The following is a 17,386-nucleotide window of genomic DNA, read 5'->3' as shown; positions in this document are numbered from 1 at the left end:
TTTTTTGCGGCTGCTCTGTTCATTGTGCATTGCACAAAATCTGACGTGGGGTTAGCCTTCTTCCGAAGCGGGTGAATGGGTTTGGGTCAGGCGAGTTGTGAACACCGATGCGGCATCGGGTGTCACGCTCATAGACGAGGACCCGATGAACCTTTCAACCCCTGACAAATCCGGTGCTGCCAGCCTAGAGGCCATTGCGCGCAATGGCAGCCTGCTGCGGCGCATCGCCGTGCGCATTCCGACCTATCTCACGGATCTGCGCGAAAACCCGGCCTGGCTGCCGATGTTCATGCTGGCGCGCACCATGCCGGGGCGCCGGATGCACTGGCTGGGTGCAAAACGCGCCCGTCCCGCCGACAATGCGGGCGATACGATGTTTGCCGGTGTCGAGCGGGCAACGGTGGTCGATGCGCTGCGCGCCGACGGCCTGTGTTCAGGCCTGGTCCTGCCGCCGGAAATTCATCGCGAGATCGCGGATTTCGCGGGGCGTACGCCTTGCTTCGGCAATTTCGACCGCCGTTTGGAATTCATGCCGGGTGAACATGCGCAAGCCGAGAAACGCTTGGGCCGCTCGCTGCTCAGCGGCCACTATTTCGAGCGCATCCTCGACTGCCCGGCGGCACTCGCCATACAGCGCGATCCGCTGCTTCTCGACATTGCCGCGCACTATCTCGGCGCCCAGGCGAAACTGATCACGACGCGCGTCTGGTGGAGCTTTCCGACCGGCGAGGCCTCGGACGCCGACAAGAACCTTGCCTCGCTGGGCAAATATCATTTCGACCTCGACGACTGGCGCATGCTGAAATTCTTCTTCTACCTCAAGCCTGTCGACATCGACACCGGTCCCCATGTCTATGTCAGGGGCAGCCATAACAGGCGCGCCATAAAGCATCAGCTAACCCTGTTGGTCGGCCATTCCGCCCAGGAGGTGCTGGACGTCTATGGCGAGCAGAGCCCGGTGACGCTGACCGGCGAAGCCGGCCTCGGCTTCGTCGAGGACCCCTTCGGTTTCCACATGGGCACGGTGCCGGCGCGCACGCCGCGGCTGATGATGGAAGTCGGCTTCGGTGTTTCGCGCCCCTCGCGCCGGCGCTTCCATGGCGAGCCGGTCATCCGCTGATGGCTATTTGCCCCGCCGCAGATGCTCGTCCAGGCGCGGCATGATCTCGACGAAGTTGCAGGGCATGTGGCGGTAATCGAGCTGCGCCTTGATGATGCCGTCCCAGGCATCCTTGCAGGCACCGGGCGAACCCGGCAGCACGAAGACGAAGGTGGCGTTGACGACGCCGCCGGTCGCCCGGCTCTGGATCGTTGAGGTGCCGATCTTGTCGTAGGAAATGCGGTGGAAGACTTCCGAAAAGCCGTCCATGCGCTTTTCGAAGATCGGCTCCAGCGCCTCAGGGGTCACGTCACGGCCGGTAAAGCCAGTGCCGCCGGTGGTGATGACCACATCGATGTTTTTGTCCCGCGACCAGGCCAGCACCATGTCGCGGATTTTGTCGCGGTCATCGGTGACGATATCGCGGACGGCCAGGATGTGGCCGGCCTCGGTGATGCGGCCGGCCAGCGTCTGGCCGGATTTGTCGTCGGCGAGGCTGCGTGTGTCCGATACCGTCAGCACCGCGATGCGCACGGGGACGAAGGATCGGCTCTCGTCTATCTTGGCCATGTCACTCGGCCTCCGATGTCATGCTGCGCGTCGCCGCGACGAACCAGTCGGGCTGGCGGTTGCGAATCTCTGCGGCCGCGCGCTTGGCGACATTGCCGGTCTCGAACAGGCCGAAGCATGTCGCGCCCGATCCCGACATGCGCGAAAAGCCCGATCCAGCCTTATCAAGCCACGAAAGCGCCCTGCCTATGGCGGGCTGCATCGCAAGAGCTGCTGGCTCAAGATCGTTGCGGGTGACCTCCAGCCAGTTGCGCAGGCTGTGAAAATCGATGCGGCGCGGTAGCGGCGGCAGGGGTTCATTATCGCGCCGGGAAAGTGCCGCAAAGACATCCGCCGTCGAGACCGGCGTTCCCGGATTGACCAGCACCAGTCCCAGTGCCGAAAAGTCCGGTACCATCGACAGTTCGTCACCAATGCCGCGTGCAACCAGCGGCTTTGCCGCCAGGCACATCGGCACATCGGCGCCAAGCGAGAGGCCGACCCGCGCCAGCTCGGCGCCATTGATGTCCAGATCCCATGTTTCTACCAGCCCGCTCAGCACGGCCGCCGCATCGCTCGACCCACCGCCGATTCCGGAGGCAACCGGCAGGTTCTTTTCGAGCTTGATCGAGACTGGAGGGGCCTTTTCGGCCCCGACCACTGTTCGCAAGGCATCGCGCGCCTTCAGCACAAGATTGCTGGCATCCAGGGGAACCGCTGGCGCGTAGCGCCCGGACACTGCAAAAACGTCGCTGTCGGCAGGCGCGATCTCGACCCGGTCGCCAAAGCGCGTGAACACGGCCAGGCTTTCGATCAGGTGGTAGCCGTCATGGCGTCTGCCGGTGACATGCAACGCCAGATTGATCTTGGCAGGCGCAGGCCACGTACGCGAACCGGTCTCGGTGTCCACGGCGTCAGTCGTACTGGAGATGATGCTTAGTCCTTGGCCAGCCGGTATTCGCCGGTCTTCGGATCCTTGACCAGTGTTCCCATCGCGCCGTTGGCCGCCTGCTTTTCGGTGCGCCGTACCTTGGCCGTCACGCGCTCGGCTTCACGCACGAACGTGCGGTAGCCGAAATAGGCGGCGACGCCAACGACGGTGAAGAAAATGATCTGCGGCATGCCAAAACTCCTCCCACGCTGGGCCGGCAAAGGCGGCCGGTCGGGACGATTAAGCGCTCATGGTAGACGGTTTCGTCGGCTTTTCAAAGCCCGAAGCGCGACCACAATGCGCGCTCTTCCGCCGCATCGATGACACCGCCTACGGCCGCCGCGGCGATATCGGGTGCTGAAAAACGCGAGCCGAACAGGCCGAAGCGGCTGAGGAAACCGCGCGGCGCCGAGACCAACCTGAGCTGGGTCTTCGCTCCGAACCGGGTCTTCAGCACGGTCCGCATGTCGCCGAGCGCATCGACAAGGCCGAGCTCCAGGCCTCTCTTGCCGGTCCAGAACAGGCCGGTGAACAGGTCCGGATCGTCCTTCAGCTTCGTGCCGCGCCGCTCCTTGACCAGATCGATGAAGGTTTCGTGGACCTCAAGCTGCAACGCCTTCAGCCGCTCGACGTCTTCCTTCTTCTCGGGCTTGAACGGATCGAGCACCGCCTTGTTCTGGCCGGCAGTGTGGACACGGCGCTCGACACCGATCTTTTTCATCAGTTCCGGAAAACCGAACGAGGCCGAGACCACGCCGATCGAGCCGACGATGGAGGAGGGATCAGCGAAAATCTCGTCGCCGGCGACTGCGATCATATAGCCGCCCGAGGCCGCGACGTCCTCGACGAAGACCAGGACCTTCTTGTTCTTTTCAACCGCCAGGTCGCGGATGCGCTTGAAGATCAGTCGCGACTGCACCGGCGAGCCGCCGGGCGAATTGATCGAGACGGCGACCGCCGGCGCGTCGAAGGAAAAGGCCTTTTCGATGAGGCCGGCGGTGGAAGCAAGCGACAGGTTCTGCCGGAACTGGCCGCCCGACATGATGGTGCCATGCAGCCGGATGACCGGAATGGTGACGACGGTGGAGCGCCAGGATTTCGGCAGCAAGCGGTTGAAAAGGCGTTTCACGAGGGCGCGGTCTCCGGTCGGTGGGTTGCAGGCATGTAGGGATTTCCCAGCCAACAGCAATGCGGCCGGCCAGAATAGCTCAATCTCCAAACAGCGAGGCGAGGCCGTTGGTGATCATTTCGCTGCGCTCATCGGGGCTGTTGCCCGATTGCGCGTGAAGCATCAGCGGCGGTCGGATGGCAAGTTTTCCGCGCGCGCCGAGTGCCGCCCGCACAATAATGCGGATCGCCGCCGCGTCGGGGCGAGGGTGGACGGCGAGCATCTCGGCATCGCCGAACCGGCCTGACATCGCGTCGAGAATGGCGCTTAGCTGTTCGGGCCGTGCGATGACGGCCAGCCCGCCGCGCGGCCTGGTCACGGCCGCCGCGCTGCGGATCCAGCTCTCGAACAGCCCGTCCTCCATGACATGCGCTTCCTTTCGCAGGCGGTCCGGCGTGGCGCGGTCGCGGGCGGCATTGAAAGGCGGATTCATGATGACGAAGTCGAAATCATTGTCGGCGAGGCCGGCCGTAGCGCGCGCCTGGCCGGATAGTGTGACATCGGCGACGAGCACGCACGCGCGATTACTGAGATGGGCATTGCCGGGATGGGCAAGGGTAGCCGCCGCGAAGGCCGCCATTTCCGGTGCGCGTTCGACAAGCACTGCCTGGGCAGCCGAGCAGCGCGACAGCACAGCGAGGCCGGCAGCACCGGCGCCAGCGCCGAAATCGGCGAGGCGGCCACCAAACGAGGATGGCACGGATGCCGCCAGCATCATCGCATCCATGCCGGCGCGATGACCGCCATGCTTGGGTTGCACGAGCCAGAACCGGCCACGATGGAAGGCATCGACCGTATGGGCCGGCGTATCGGGAATAAGGGCGGCGCTCGTTTCAGCCATTACTCTGGCGGATTTCGTTCTCGATGCCGGCGTCTTTCAGAATGCGCCGCGCAGTATCGGCGTGGTCGGCGTCGACCATGACGCGCTTCTGCAGAAGACCGATCGACCCTTCCAGAATGCTCATATTCTGATCGGCGACAAAACAGGCGATGCCAGCGTCGCGCATCAGCGATTCGACAAAGGAGATGATCACGGCGTCGTTGGTGCGGACAAGTTCTATCATCGGACGAAACTTTCAGTTTGCGGCGCTGATGTAAACGGGCACGCCGATTTCCATGGCAGAACAGGGGTCTGTTTCGGCACCGGTTGACACGCTGTCACCGCCGCCGCGCCAATTCGCCACTTGCCGTGGCCATATCCGCCGCCCTAGAGTCCAGAGAAGGGACTAAGGGTGCCGTCGCACGAATTATACCAAGACGGGAGTGATTGTCGTGGGTGTCGTTCTCAACATCGAAAACGGGAAGCGGGAACCCGCCTCCATCAAGGATCTTATTGATCTGACGGCGGCCGACATGGGGCGCGTCAACGAACTCATCCTGTCCAAGGCCGGTTCCGACGTCCAGATGATCCCGGAAGTGGCCAACCACCTTATCTCGTCTGGCGGCAAGCGGCTGCGGCCGATGCTGACGCTCGCCGCCGCGCAGATGTTCGGCTATGCTGGCGAAGGCCACGTCAAGCTCGCCACCTCCGTCGAGTTCATGCACACGGCGACGCTTCTTCACGATGACGTGGTCGACGAGAGCGGTATGCGCCGCGGCAAGAAAACCGCCCGCATGATCTGGGGCAACCAGGCCAGCGTCCTTGTTGGCGACTTCCTGCTCGGCCAGGCCTTCCGCATGATGGTCGATGTCGGCTCGCTCGAAGCGCTCGACATCCTGTCGAGCGCCGCCTCGATCATCGCCGAAGGCGAGGTCATGCAGCTTGCCGCCGCGAAGAACCTCGAAACCACCGAGGACGAGCATTTCGCCGTCATCAAGGCCAAGACAGCGGCGCTGTTTTCAGCTGCCGCCGAGGTTGGCCCTGTCATCGCCCAGGCAACCCGCAATGATCGTGCCGCACTGCGCTCCTACGGCATGAATCTCGGCCTTGCCTTCCAGCTCATCGACGATGCGCTGGACTATGGCGGCACCAGCAAGGATCTGGGCAAGAATGTCGGCGACGATTTTCGCGAAGGCAAGGTGACCTTGCCGGTGATCCTTGCTTACCGGCGCGGCACCAAGGCCGAGCGCACTTTCTGGAAACGCGCCATCGAGGACAATGTCACTGACGACGCGGGTCTGGAAAAGGCGATTGGCCTGATGACCCGCCACGGCGCTATTGCCGACACGATCGGGCGCGCCCGCCATTTCGGCGAGATCGCCCGCGACGCGCTGGCGCCGTTGGAAGCGACGCCGCAGAAATCGGCGCTGATCGACGTCATCGATTTCTGCATCAGCCGGGTGAACTGAGAAGGCCGGCCTTTTCGCGGGCTTCCTCTGGCTTGCGCCGGAGGCAGCAAACTTGCGAATACCGGTCTCGCCGTCTCGACAAGTCGCCGCTCCGCAAATTATCTATAAAACATGGCAAAGGGCACGGACGACACCATCGCGGTGCGCATCAGCAAGGTACTGGCGGACCGCATCATCTCGGGCGCGATCGAGCCTGGGGCTAGGCTGCGCCAGGATCATGTCGCCGAGGAGTTCCACACCAGCCATGTTCCGGTGCGCGAGGCCTTCCGCCGCCTTGAGGCGCAAGGCCTGGCAGTCAGCGAGCCGCGCCGCGGCGTGCGGGTCGCGGCTTTTGATCTCGGCGAGGTCAAGGAAGTCGCTGAAATGCGGGCCGCCCTTGAAGTGCTGGCGCTGCGTCATGCCGCGCCACACCTGACTTCAGCCATTCTCCACCAGGCCGAAGAGGCGACAAAGGCCGGTGACAAATCCCGCGATGTCAGGTCATGGGAAGAAGCCAATCGCGCCTTTCACCGCTTGATCCTGGCGCCATGCGCGATGCCGCGCCTGCTTGCCACCATCGACGATCTGCACGCCGCCAGCGCCCGCTTCCTGTTCGCGGCATGGCGCTCGGAGTGGGAGACGCGCACGGACCAGGACCACCGGGCGATCCTGACCGCGCTGCGGCAGGGAAACACCGAATCGGCCGCCACGACGCTCGGCCGGCATGTCCAATGGATTGGCCGCAAGCCGGTCAAGACGGCCTCCGGCGCGACGCGCGAAGCCTTTGCGATCGTGGGCTGATGCCTGTCGCCCAAAAAGTGGCCCCGATTTTGGGAACATGACATGCATAAAATAATGATCTGAATCGCGTCGCGACGCAGGTCAGGCGGTCTTTGTCGTGGGGAGGCTTGCTATCCCAGCGAAAATGTGGATTCGATAATAGATCGAAAGCAGAAATTATCTATAATTTTAGATCGATCGAAGGATCCCCAATGACAGACATCGCGTTTACGTCCCGCAAGCCCTCCTTCAGCCCGCTCCGGCTCCAGGATCGTTCGCTCGCCTGGCAGGCCGGCGCCGTCGTGCTCGGCACGCTGTTCCTGGCGCTGGCGTCCTACATCGAAGTGCCGATGGTGCCGGTCCCTGTCACCATGCAGACCTTCGCCGTAACACTCATCGGCGCGCTCTATGGCTGGCGGCTTGGTGCGGTCACCATCGCCGCCTGGCTGGTCGAGGGCGCTGTCGGCTTTCCGGTTCTGTCCGGAGGCGCAGCCGGCGTAGTGCATTTCGTCGGGCCGACGGGTGGTTATCTCTTTTCTTTCCCGCTTGTCGGCGCGCTTGTCGGCTGGCTGGCCGAACGCGGCTGGAACGGCAACAGGGTGGTGCTTGCCTTCGTCGCGATGCTGCTCGGCAACCTTGCCTGCCTTGTTCTCGGCACAGCCTGGCTCGCGGCCATGATTGGAGCTGATCAGGCCATCACCTTCGGCTTCCTGCCGTTCATCGTCGGCGGTTTGCTCAAGTCGGCGCTTGGCGCCGCCACGCTGATGGCGCTTCGCGGAGGCAAGGCAAAGCCGGCCAATCCGTGACGATCAGGCTGCGCGCCCATCATCTCCTTTGCCTGCTCACCTATGTGGGCAAGGGATACAGCCCCGCCTTTACCGCCAATTATGACGCGATCGCGGAGCGCCTGAGCCGGGGCGAGGACATCCTCCTCGTTTCCGGTCCGGACGACATCTGCGCGCCGTTGCTCGACGAGCCGGAACCGCATTGTCTCAACGAAAGCGTCATCGAACGGGACCGGCTTGCCGCGCTCGATGTCGGAGATTTGCTGGCTCGATCAATCCAGGCCGGTGTCCGCCTCGATCTCGATGCGGCAATCCTGGCGCGGATGCGACAGGCGTTTTCTGCTGGTAGCGTGCGCAAGGCCTGCGACGGCTGCGAATGGAACGAGCTGTGCAGCACTATTGCGGCCGGCGGCTTTGCCGATACAAAGGTACAGCGATCCATCGTGCCGTGTTGACCTTGACGCCGGCTTTTCCGTGATCGAATGTCCCTTCCAGCCATGGTTTGTTAATCGGGTGACCCGATTGTGAATTTCAGGCGGATTGAAGCGCGACCCCAAAAAGGCCATGCTTTGCCCGGAAAGATCGAGTCTACGTCGATCCCGCTGATGCGGAGATGGCGCCTGGCTGAAAGGGATACGATGCAGCAAGGACGTGCGCGCTGGCTGACAAGGCTGGCAATTGTGACAGGCATGGCGCTCTCGGCTTTGCCGGCCTATGCCAACCAATCCACCGAACCGGTCAAGATATCGTCGTTCTCGGGCGCCTATCTGGCCGCCCATATCGCAGAAGCCGACAACGACCTCGACAGCGCCATCGCCTACTACAAGCAGGCTTTGGCCTTTAATCCGAGCGACACCGGCCTGCAGCAGAGCCTGATGCTGTCGCTGATCGCCCAAGGCCGCTTTGACGAATCCCTGGTCTATGCCGACAAGCTCAAGGAAGTGCCCGACGTCGAGCGTTTCTCGCGCCTGGCGCTCGCGGTCGATTCCTTCCACAAGAAGGATTTCACCAAGGCGCAATACTGGCTCAAGCTGTCGCTCGAATCAGACCTCGACCGGCTGATCTCCGGCGTCATGTCCGGCTGGGCGCAGCAAGGCGCGGGAGAGGCCACCGATGCGATGGCTTCCATCGACAAGCTGCAGGGGCCGGACTGGTTCGGCCTGTTCAAGTCCTTCCACCGCGCGCTGATCGCCGATGCGTCTGGTATGCCCGAAAAGGCGGAGGCGATCTACGCCGCTACGATGCAGGACACGACCGCCGGCGGCGCGGCGCCCGAAACCTGGATGCGCAACGCGCAGGCCTATGCCTCGTTCCTGGCCCGCAAGGGCGACAAGGCCAAGGCGATATCGGTGCTTGACCAGGCCGAGGCGTTTTCGCCGGGCAAGCTGGAAATCGTCGCCTTGCGCGACAGGATCGCCAAGGGCGACAAGATCGAGCCCTTCGTTTCCGGTCCGTCGGATGGTGCTTCCGAAATCCTGCTCGATCTCGCCACCGCGCTCAACCGCGGCGGCGGCGAGCCGTTTGTCCGTCTTTACCTGCAATACGCCCTGGCCTTGCGGCCTGACAGCGATGCGGCCCTCGTGCAGCTCGCTGCCGTTGCCGAACAGTTGAAGGACGGCGAGGGCGCCATCGCGCTCTATCGGCGGATTCCTGATTCTTCGCCGCTGAAGGAGCTTTCGGACCTGCAGCTCGGCCTCAACCTTGCCGATCTCGACCGCCATGATGAGGCGATCACCCATCTCAAGGCCTTCGTCGACGCCCATCCCAACGACATGCGCGCCTATCTGGCGCTCGGCGGGGTCTATTCCTCGAAGGATGATTTCCGCTCGGCCGCCAACCTCTACGACAAGGCTGTAGAGGTGCTGAAGACGCCGACCGCCGCCAACTGGAACATCTTCTATCAGCGCGGCATCGCCTATGAACGCCTGAAGGAATGGCCGAAGGCCGAGCCGAATTTCCGCCGGGCATTGGAACTGCAGCCAGACCAGCCGCAGGTGTTGAACTATCTCGGCTATTCCTGGGTCGACATGAACACGAACCTCAAGGAAGGCCTGGCGATGATCCAGAAGGCCGTCGATCTCAGGCCGAGCGACGGTTACATCGTCGATTCCCTGGGCTGGGCCTATTTCCGCCTCGGCAGGTTCGATGACTCGGTGCGCGAGATGGAGCGCGCCGTCTCGCTGAAGCCGGAAGATCCGGTTCTCAACGACCATCTCGGCGACGCCTACTGGCGCGTCGGCCGCAAGCTGGAAGCCACCTTCCAGTGGAACCAGGCCCGCGACCTGAAGCCCGATCCCGATGTGCTGGCCACCTTGCAGCAGAAGCTGATGAAGGGCCTGCCGCCGATCGAGTCCAACACGGCGCAGGAGACCCCCAAGGTCAAGCCGGAGCCGGTGCCTGCCCCGAAGGGGTAAAGCAATTTGTTTGAATGCGAACGGGGCTCTTTTCAGGGCCCCGTTTTCGTTGAAGCGGCGCGCAGTCCTTTAGAAAAGCTTCCGGTAGACGACAAACCCGGAGCGCTCGCCGACCTTGTCGTAGAGTTTCATCGCGGTTTGATTGGTTTCGTGCGTCAGCCAGTACACCCGGCCTGAGCCGGCGGCCCGGGCGCGGCCATAGACGCCTTCGATCAGCGCCCGGCCGATGCCTTTTCCACGCGAAGCTTCCGATGTGAAAAGGTCCTGCAGATAGCAGTTCGGCGCGATCGCCGTCGTGCTGCGGTGAAAGAGATAGTGCACGAGGCCGAGAAGCTGTCCGTCGCTTTCGGCCACCAGCGCATGAACCGGCTCATAGGCATCGAAGAAGCGCGACCACGTCATCGCGGTGATTTCGCTTGCCAGCGCCGTCTCGCCCGAGCGGCCATAAAACGCGTTATAGCCGTCCCACAGCGGCAGCCAACGGTCGAAATCCTGTCGCGTGACCGGGCGGACGATGACCGAGTTGGACATGGCTGGACCTGTTGTCGTTGATGTGAGGATCAAACAGACCGCAGGTGCCCATGCCGGGCAATGGGCCAGCCGGCCGCAAAGCGCTCAACATCGTACGGCACGCGCGGCCCGCATCCGGCGCGCCTTGCTTGACGCTTCGCCGCCGTGTCTCTAGGACGTGCCGGAAGAGCATGATCCCGAAAAACGGGTACCGGTTTTCTCGGACATACGGTTTCCGTTTGTCCAGAGATCATGCTCAAGGGACAAGCTAGCCTTTGCTGTCGAGGCCGCCGTGACGATTGAACTGCCTGCCCATATGCACCCCAGCCGCTCGTTCCAGGGGCTGATCCTGACTTTGCACAATTACTGGGCGGCCTATGGTTGCGTCATCCTCCAGCCTTACGACATGGAGGTCGGCGCTGGCACGTTTCATCCGGCAACGACGCTGCGCGCGCTCGGGCCGCGTCGTTGGAACGCTGCCTATGTCCAGCCCTCGCGCCGTCCCAAGGATGGCCGCTATGGCGAGAACCCGAACAGGCTGCAGCATTATTACCAGTATCAGGTGATCCTGAAGCCCAACCCGCCGAACCTGCAGGAACTCTATCTCGGCTCGCTCCAGGCGATCGGCGTCGATCCGCTGTTGCACGACATCCGCTTTGTCGAGGACGATTGGGAAAGCCCGACGCTGGGCGCCTGGGGACTTGGCTGGGAGTGCTGGTGCGACGGCATGGAAGTCTCGCAGTTCACCTATTTCCAGCAGGTTTGCGGCATCGAATGCGCGCCGGTGGCAGGCGAACTGACCTACGGGCTGGAGCGGCTGGCCATGTATGTGCAAGGCGTCGACAACATCTACGACCTCAACTTCAACGGCCGTGAAGGCGCCGAAAAGGTCACCTATGGCGACGTTTTTCTGCAGGCCGAGCAGGAATATTCGCGCCACAATTTCGAATACGCCAACACGGCGATGCTGCTTAGGCATTTCGAGGACGCCGAGGCTGAATGCAAGGCGCTGCTCGATGCCGGCGCGCCGGCATCGAACGACAATCTGCCTATGCACAAGATGGTCTTCCCGGCCTACGACCAGTGCATCAAGGCCAGCCATGTCTTCAACCTGCTAGACGCGCGTGGTGTGATCTCGGTCACCGAGCGGCAAAGCTACATCCTGAGGGTGCGCAATCTGGCGAAAGCCTGCGGCGAGGCGTTTTTGAAGACGCAGGCGGGTGGATTGGCGGCCTGAGCAATTCCAGGAAAAGTGCGAAGCGGTTTTCCTTTAGGAATCGCGTCAAAAAACAAAGTTCTGTTTCAGCCACCCTTCATCATTTCGAGGGAAGCGCTGATCGGCGACAGGATCTGGCCGCTTGGGCCGGCCATCGTCCGCAATGCCTGCCGCACACCCGGCATCGAGAAGGCACCGTGGACCTGCGCGGTGAAGCAGGCGCTGAGTGCGAGGATCTGCAGAAGTCTGGATGCCGTTTTCATGGTCGTTGAGCCAAGTGTTCCCTGCCTGAGCGTGGGTCGCTTCAGCGCTGAATTCGGTTCATGGAAATCTTTGATCCAAGGACGGGCCGGATCGCCTGGTCCCGACAGGGCGGCCAAAATTTCGGCAGGGGTGACAGCGGCCAGCCGAGTTGCTATGCCGCGCTCACCATTGCTGCGTGAGCCTCAACCATGCCTGACCTGCTTCTAGAACTTCGCTCCGAGGAAATTCCCGCGCGACCGCAGCGCCGGAGGCGCGAGGACGCGCAAACAGAAAAATGGCATGCGGGTGGAGGCACTCTGATGCCGGATTTGTTGCTTGAACTTCGTTCCGAGGAAATTCCCGCCCAGCCGCGCGACCGCAGCGCCGGAGGCGCGAGGACGCGCAAACAGAAAAATGGCATGCGGGCGGAGGCGCTCTGATGCCGGATTTGTTGCTTGAACTTCGTTCCGAGGAAATTCCCGCCCGCATGCAGCGCAAGGCGGCTGGTGATCTGAGAAAGATGCTGACCGACGGTCTGGTCGAGGCGGGTCTGACCTATGAGGCGGCGCGCGAGTACTGGACGCCGCGGCGTCTGACGCTCGACATCAGGGGCCTCACCGCACGCTCGAAGGATATCCGTGAAGAGATCAAGGGGCCGTCGACGACGGCGCCCGAACAGGCGGTTCAGGGTTTTCTGCGCAAGGCCGGGCTTTCCACAGTTGCCGAGGCGCATGTTCATTCCGACCCGAAGAAGGGCGACTTCTATGTCGCCCACATTTCGAAGCCGGGCAGGGCGGCCGAAGAAATCATCGCCGACTTGGTACCAGGCATCATTCGCAATTTCCCCTGGCCGAAGTCGATGCGCTGGGGGCCGGCCTCGGCTAAGCCCGGTTCGCTGCGCTGGGTGCGGCCGCTGCAATCGATCCTGTGCGCTTTCGGCCCGGAGACCGAAGAGCCGGTGGTGGTCGATTTCGAGATCGACGGCATCCGGTCCGGCAACATCACCTACGGCCACCGTTTCATGGCGCCTGGCGAAATCACCGTGCGTCGCTTCGACGATTATGTGAGCAAGCTGGAGGCGGCGAAGGTCGTGCTCGACGCCGACCGGCGCAAGGAGATCATCCTCGCCGACGCCCGCAACCTCGCCTTCGCCAACAGGCTCGATCTGGTCGAGGACGAAGGCTTGTTGGAGGAGGTGTCCGGGCTGGTCGAATGGCCTGTTGTGCTGATGGGCGAGTTCGAACAGGCGTTCCTCGCCATACCGGCCGAGGTGATCCGGCTGACCATCCGCGCCAACCAGAAGTGCTTTGTCACGCGCCCGCAAGGCGAGGGCGAGGCGCTGTCCAACCGCTTCATCCTCACCGCCAACATCGAGGCTACGGATGGCGGCAAGGAGATCGCCCACGGCAACGGCAAGGTGGTGCGCGCCCGTCTCTCTGACGCGTTGTATTTCTGGACCACCGACCAGGGCGACCTGCCTGACCTCGGCCAGCTCGAAGCATCGGCGGAAAAGTTCGGGCTCGACCTCAAGAAGCCGCTCGACCAGCGCATGGCCCGCCTCGACCATCTCGGCGTCACCTTCCACGCCAAGCTCGGCACGCAGGGTGAGCGGGTGGAGCGGATCGCCCGGCTTGCCGAGGAACTGGCACCGATCGTCGGCGCCGATCACGCGCTGGCGCGCCGCGCCGCGGTTCTCGCCAAGGCCGATCTCACCACCGAAGTGGTCGGCGAGTTCCCCGAATTGCAGGGCGCCATGGGCCGCAAATATGCGCTGCTGCAGGGCGAGCATTCATCCGTGGCCGCTGCCATCGAGGAACACTACAAGCCGCAAGGCCCATCCGATTATGTGCCGAGCGATTTGGTATCAGTCACTGTCGCGCTTGCCGACAAGCTCGATATGCTGGTTGGCTTCTGGGCGATCGATGAAAAGCCCACAGGGTCGAAGGACCCGTATGCGTTGAGAAGAGCAGCGCTGGGTGTGGTGAGGGTCATACTGGAAAACAAGCTCAAGCTCTCGCTGGCCTTGGCCATTACGGCCGCCGTATCATCAGCCCTGGCGGCATATGACCAAAAAGGTGAAGGGGCCGAGAGCCGCGGCGTGGTCGCGATGCTCGATTCCCGCATTGGCGACTACAAGGGCGCAAGCCAGCTGTTGTCGGAAGCGGGCTTTATTTCCAACTTGTTGAAAGGCGGATTGGCCAAGGCAAGTGCAGAAACCTTTGGTTCCGCCGATCAGGAGCGCGAGTTCTTCGATGGCCAGCGTCTGATGGAACTGGAGGCATCGCTATCGCCATTCATTGCCGACTTGCTGTCGTTCTTCCACGACCGACTGAAGGTCTATCTCCGCGACCAAGGCGCCCGCCACGATCTCATCGATGCGGTCATCACGCCGCAGTCCGACGACCTCTTGCAGATCGTCCGCCGCGTCGAGGCGCTTGGCTCCTTCCTAGACACGGAGGACGGCAAGAATCTGCTCGCCGGCACCAAGCGTGCGGCCAACATTTTGGCTGCCGAGGAGAAGAAGAAAACGGCGGTCGCCGAAACCGTTGAGCCGGCGCTGCTTCGCGAGGTTAGCGAGAAGTCGCTGTCAGCGGCGGTGAATCAGGCTGAGAAGCAAGCCGGCGAAGCGATTCAGAACGAAGACTTTTCCGGCGCCCTGCTGGCACTTAGCGCGTTGCGTGAACCGGTTGATTCATTCTTTGAGCATGTCCTCGTAAATGACGAAGACTTGTCCGTGCGTGCCAACCGTCTGGCGCTGCTGGCGCGCATCCGTGCGGCCATCGGTCAGGTCGCGGATTTCGCGAAAATCGCCGGCTGAGAACCCAAGAAAAATATCTTCGAGCCGGCCGTTCGAGCCGGCTTACAGTCATATGATGATGATCTCTCCGTGGCAAAAGGGACATGTTCCCCAACCCAACGGAGGCTTCCATGAATTCCGATCACGAAATCGAAGTGACTGAAGAAACCTCGGCTACTGTCGAGGCGCTTGAAACCGCTTCCGAAACCGATCACGACACCGCGGTCGAAGCCGCCGATCACTCTGAGGATGAGGACGGCGACGAAGAAGAAGGCGACGACGAAGACGGCGAAGAGTCTGACGAAGACGACGCCGACCATGCGGTGAAGGCCGAAGGCGACGAGGGCGAAGACGACGAGTCCGAAGAAGACGACGACAAGGAAGAAGCGGCCTGAGATTTCAATCCGGTTCTGTTGAGAGAAGAGGGGGCGGCGCATCAGCGCCGCCCTTTTTTCCATCTTCCCGGAAGCTGACTTTATCAGTCTTCCAGGATGCTGACGCGCACGCTGTTCTCGTAGACGTCGACCTGGATCAGCGGTTCGCCATTGACGATGGCGCGCTTGGTCGAGGCACTCATCGCACCCGGACGCTCCAGCATGCGCTGCAGATCGGCGCGCTGGTCGTTGCTCCCAAACCACTCATCGCCCTGGTCGTCTCTGTCGCGACGATGGAATTTGTGCCAGTTGGCGCGGTCTTGCCGCACAATCTGCGCGGCGCTGTCCAGCGCGTAACCATCGCTCGCCTGATGATCGCGCTCGGACATACGCGCGACATAGGACCCCAGCATGTCATCGGCTTGCGCTGCACTGGCGCCCAGCAGCGACACCAGCAGAAGCCCGGCCACGGTAACGGTCTTGGATATTCTCATGATCAACCCCCTTTTGAACGACGAATCTCATCTGCCAGAGCCGCCCCTTTGCCTGAATCGCTTGACCAAATTCAGGCGGCGGCTTCGAGCGGCTAGATATTTCAGCACGAACTCGCGCGGCAATGGTGCACAGGGCGCCGTCAGGCTGTCAACGATCTGGCTACTTGACCTTGCCGACCCCGGAGGCAGGGAGCGGCGCTGCTGCCGGTGCGGTGGGCTTCTTCTGCGCGTTCGGTGCCGGAGCGGCCGAGGCGGTTGCCTTGGCGGGCGTAGGAGCGGGGGTAGTGGCCGCTGCAGGCGCTTTGCCTTGCGCCGGTGTCGAGAAGGCGCCGCCGACGACGCCGCCACGAATGATCATCAGCTCCTGCGAGAAACCGTGCTGCGCTTCGGGCGCGTTCGGGATTGACGCCACCTTCTCATAGGTGACGTCGGGCTCGCCGAGCGCAACGACGGACACCACATCGCTCGCTTTGGCGGGGTCCGCGGACTTCACGGCAAGAACGGAGGGCGTCGAGGTCGGCGCGCCAGGAAACACCAACGACGAGGCCCGAGCTCCGCCGCTCAACGCCACCAGGGTGATCCCCAGCAAAATACGCACAGACACCATGACCACTCCCCTTTACCCAATCCCATGGTATCGGACCGGAATTGATGCCGGCTTTCGCTGAAACATAGCATTTTAGGAATTGATAAATCGCCAAGACCCTTTGTTCCCAACAGCCGGCTTGCCCAACAGCCGGCATCGTATTACGCAGCCGGCATCTGCGAGGTGACGAGATTGGCTGAGATACTTGCCGTCGGCGAGGCAATGGAGCGGGCGTTGGCTCTGCTCCGGGGCGGCGATGTTGTCGCCATCCCGACGGAGACCGTCTACGGGCTTGCCGGCGACGCCACCAACGGCATCGGCGTGGCGGGCATCTTCGAGGCCAAAGGGCGGCCGCGCTTCAATCCGCTGATCGCCCATGTCGCCGATATGGCGATGGCCGAACGCATCGCGGTGTTCGATCCGCTGTCGAGGAAACTGGCACAGGCCTTCTGGCCGGGTCCGCTGACGCTGGTGCTGCCGCAGCGCCCCGGCAACGGCATTCATCCGCTGGTCACGGCCGGGCTTGATACGATTGCCTTGCGCATGCCGAGGGGCTTTGGCGGGGATCTCATTGCAAAACTCGGCCGGCCGCTTGCCGCACCCAGCGCCAATTCATCCGGCAGGATCAGCGCGACCACGGCGCAAGCGGTGGCGGACGATCTTGGCGCGCGCATCAAGCTGGTCGTCGATGGCGGCGCAACGCCGGTCGGGGTGGAATCGACCATCGTCAAGGCCGAAGGGGAGCGGTTACGGCTGTTGCGGCCGGGCGGTGTTGCCGCCGAAGAGATCGAAGCGGTCATCGGCGTAAAACTGTTACGCGGCCATACAACTGGCATCGAGGCGCCGGGCATGCTTGCCTCGCACTATGCACCGGGGGCCGCTGTTCGGCTCAATGCTGGCGCGGTCGGCAAGGACGAAGCACTGCTTGCCTTTGGCGATCAACGGGCCGAAGGCTGGCGCCATGCCGCCGCCTTCCTCAACCTGTCCTTGTCAGGTGACCTGCGCGAAGCGGCGAGCAATCTTTTCGCCTATATGCAGGAACTCGATCGCAGTGGCGCTCGCACCATCGCGGTCGAGACGATTCCCTTTGACGGGCTTGGTGAAGCCATCAACGACCGGCTCTCTCGTGCCGCCGCCCCTCGTGACAACACACAGCCCGCACAATAGTTTTC

At 62.6% G+C, this 17,386-nt stretch carries 21 protein-coding genes; 11 read left to right on the top strand and 10 right to left on the bottom strand.

Annotated elements, in window-relative coordinates:
• Window positions 1-145: 145 nt before the first annotated feature.
• A complete protein-coding gene (locus ACZYHG_RS29650; protein ID WP_464611595.1) occupies window positions 146-1,120 on the top strand; it encodes a hypothetical protein in 975 nt (324 codons plus the stop codon).
• A 3-nt stretch (window positions 1,121-1,123) separates the two neighbouring features.
• Here the strand turns inward: ACZYHG_RS29650 and moaB are convergent, their stop codons facing one another.
• The 6 genes from moaB to ACZYHG_RS29620 form a co-directional block, all read right to left on the bottom strand.
• On the bottom strand, window positions 1,124-1,669 hold the full coding sequence (gene moaB, locus ACZYHG_RS29645) for a molybdenum cofactor biosynthesis protein B (RefSeq protein WP_464611594.1): 546 nt from the start codon (window positions 1,667-1,669) through the stop codon (window positions 1,124-1,126).
• Window position 1,670: 1 nt separating this feature from the next.
• The gene (locus tag ACZYHG_RS29640; RefSeq protein ID WP_464611593.1) at window positions 1,671-2,558 is read right to left on the bottom strand and encodes a 4-(cytidine 5'-diphospho)-2-C-methyl-D-erythritol kinase; all 888 of its coding nucleotides are present in this window, start codon (window positions 2,556-2,558) and stop codon (window positions 1,671-1,673) included.
• 26 nt (window positions 2,559-2,584) lie between these two features.
• Window positions 2,585-2,770: a membrane protein gene (locus ACZYHG_RS29635; RefSeq protein WP_013896713.1), complete on the bottom strand. Its 186-nt coding sequence runs from the start codon at window positions 2,768-2,770 to the stop codon at window positions 2,585-2,587.
• Between the two features lie 83 nt (window positions 2,771-2,853).
• On the bottom strand, window positions 2,854-3,708 hold the full coding sequence (locus ACZYHG_RS29630) for a S49 family peptidase (protein ID WP_464611592.1): 855 nt from the start codon (window positions 3,706-3,708) through the stop codon (window positions 2,854-2,856).
• A gap of 79 nt (window positions 3,709-3,787) precedes the next feature.
• The gene (locus ACZYHG_RS29625; RefSeq protein ID WP_464611591.1) at window positions 3,788-4,588 is read right to left on the bottom strand and encodes a tRNA1(Val) (adenine(37)-N6)-methyltransferase; all 801 of its coding nucleotides are present in this window, start codon (window positions 4,586-4,588) and stop codon (window positions 3,788-3,790) included.
• Window positions 4,581-4,811: a putative signal transducing protein gene (locus ACZYHG_RS29620; protein ID WP_464611590.1), complete on the bottom strand. Its 231-nt coding sequence runs from the start codon at window positions 4,809-4,811 to the stop codon at window positions 4,581-4,583. The genes ACZYHG_RS29625 and ACZYHG_RS29620 overlap by 8 nt, the downstream gene beginning before the upstream one ends.
• A 208-nt stretch (window positions 4,812-5,019) precedes the next feature.
• On the opposite strand from ACZYHG_RS29620, the gene ACZYHG_RS29615 reads away from it, so the two are divergent.
• The 5 genes from ACZYHG_RS29615 to ACZYHG_RS29595 all read left to right on the top strand — a co-directional run bounded on the left by ACZYHG_RS29615 (window position 5,020) and on the right by ACZYHG_RS29595 (window position 9,994).
• Window positions 5,020-6,036: a polyprenyl synthetase family protein gene (locus ACZYHG_RS29615; RefSeq protein ID WP_464611589.1), complete on the top strand. Its 1,017-nt coding sequence runs from the start codon at window positions 5,020-5,022 to the stop codon at window positions 6,034-6,036.
• A gap of 111 nt (window positions 6,037-6,147) precedes the next feature.
• Entirely contained in the window at window positions 6,148-6,816 is a 669-nt protein-coding gene (locus tag ACZYHG_RS29610; RefSeq protein WP_464611588.1) for a GntR family transcriptional regulator, read from the top strand.
• A gap of 191 nt (window positions 6,817-7,007) precedes the next feature.
• Complete coding sequence (locus ACZYHG_RS29605; RefSeq protein WP_464611587.1) at window positions 7,008-7,601, top strand: biotin transporter BioY; 594 nt, start codon at window positions 7,008-7,010, stop codon at window positions 7,599-7,601.
• Window positions 7,598-8,035, top strand: a complete 438-nt coding sequence (locus tag ACZYHG_RS29600; RefSeq protein ID WP_464611586.1) for a DUF1284 domain-containing protein — start codon at window positions 7,598-7,600, stop codon at window positions 8,033-8,035. The genes ACZYHG_RS29605 and ACZYHG_RS29600 overlap by 4 nt, the downstream gene beginning before the upstream one ends.
• Before the next feature lie 183 nt (window positions 8,036-8,218).
• Entirely contained in the window at window positions 8,219-9,994 is a 1,776-nt protein-coding gene (locus ACZYHG_RS29595) for a tetratricopeptide repeat protein (RefSeq protein ID WP_464611585.1), read from the top strand.
• A 69-nt stretch (window positions 9,995-10,063) separates the two neighbouring features.
• Here the strand turns inward: ACZYHG_RS29595 and ACZYHG_RS29590 are convergent, their stop codons facing one another.
• The gene (locus ACZYHG_RS29590) at window positions 10,064-10,525 is read right to left on the bottom strand and encodes an N-acetyltransferase family protein (protein WP_464611584.1); all 462 of its coding nucleotides are present in this window, start codon (window positions 10,523-10,525) and stop codon (window positions 10,064-10,066) included.
• Between the two features lie 295 nt (window positions 10,526-10,820).
• Between ACZYHG_RS29590 and ACZYHG_RS29585 the strand changes: the two genes are divergently transcribed.
• On the top strand, window positions 10,821-11,741 hold the full coding sequence (locus ACZYHG_RS29585; RefSeq protein WP_171878178.1) for a glycine--tRNA ligase subunit alpha: 921 nt from the start codon (window positions 10,821-10,823) through the stop codon (window positions 11,739-11,741).
• Window positions 11,742-11,806: 65 nt separating this feature from the next.
• Here ACZYHG_RS29585 and ACZYHG_RS29580 read toward each other — a convergent pair whose 3' ends face one another.
• Window positions 11,807-11,983, bottom strand: a complete 177-nt coding sequence (locus tag ACZYHG_RS29580) for a hypothetical protein (RefSeq protein WP_464611583.1) — start codon at window positions 11,981-11,983, stop codon at window positions 11,807-11,809.
• Between the two features lie 189 nt (window positions 11,984-12,172).
• On the opposite strand from ACZYHG_RS29580, the gene ACZYHG_RS29575 reads away from it, so the two are divergent.
• The 3 genes from ACZYHG_RS29575 to ACZYHG_RS29565 all read left to right on the top strand — a co-directional run bounded on the left by ACZYHG_RS29575 (window position 12,173) and on the right by ACZYHG_RS29565 (window position 15,155).
• A complete protein-coding gene (locus ACZYHG_RS29575; RefSeq protein WP_464614868.1) occupies window positions 12,173-12,403 on the top strand; it encodes a hypothetical protein in 231 nt (76 codons plus the stop codon).
• Window positions 12,403-14,781, top strand: a complete 2,379-nt coding sequence (glyS, locus tag ACZYHG_RS29570) for a glycine--tRNA ligase subunit beta (RefSeq protein ID WP_464611582.1) — start codon at window positions 12,403-12,405, stop codon at window positions 14,779-14,781. The genes ACZYHG_RS29575 and glyS overlap by 1 nt, the downstream gene beginning before the upstream one ends.
• A gap of 110 nt (window positions 14,782-14,891) precedes the next feature.
• Window positions 14,892-15,155 (top strand): ATPase, encoded by a 264-nt coding sequence (locus tag ACZYHG_RS29565; RefSeq protein ID WP_464611581.1) that lies wholly within the window; start codon window positions 14,892-14,894, stop codon window positions 15,153-15,155.
• Between the two features lie 83 nt (window positions 15,156-15,238).
• Here the strand turns inward: ACZYHG_RS29565 and ACZYHG_RS29560 are convergent, their stop codons facing one another.
• Together ACZYHG_RS29560 and ACZYHG_RS29555 are read right to left on the bottom strand one after the other, a co-directional pair.
• Entirely contained in the window at window positions 15,239-15,628 is a 390-nt protein-coding gene (locus tag ACZYHG_RS29560) for a hypothetical protein (protein ID WP_464611580.1), read from the bottom strand.
• A gap of 160 nt (window positions 15,629-15,788) precedes the next feature.
• Window positions 15,789-16,235 (bottom strand): hypothetical protein, encoded by a 447-nt coding sequence (locus ACZYHG_RS29555; RefSeq protein WP_464611579.1) that lies wholly within the window; start codon window positions 16,233-16,235, stop codon window positions 15,789-15,791.
• Between the two features lie 171 nt (window positions 16,236-16,406).
• Between ACZYHG_RS29555 and ACZYHG_RS29550 the strand changes: the two genes are divergently transcribed.
• A complete protein-coding gene (locus tag ACZYHG_RS29550; RefSeq protein ID WP_464611578.1) occupies window positions 16,407-17,381 on the top strand; it encodes an L-threonylcarbamoyladenylate synthase in 975 nt (324 codons plus the stop codon).
• The last annotated feature ends 5 nt before the right edge of the window (window positions 17,382-17,386 follow it).

The sequence above is a fragment of the Mesorhizobium subarcticum genome (genome assembly GCF_055456085.1).
This window is presented reverse-complemented; position numbering and strand designations above follow the sequence as displayed.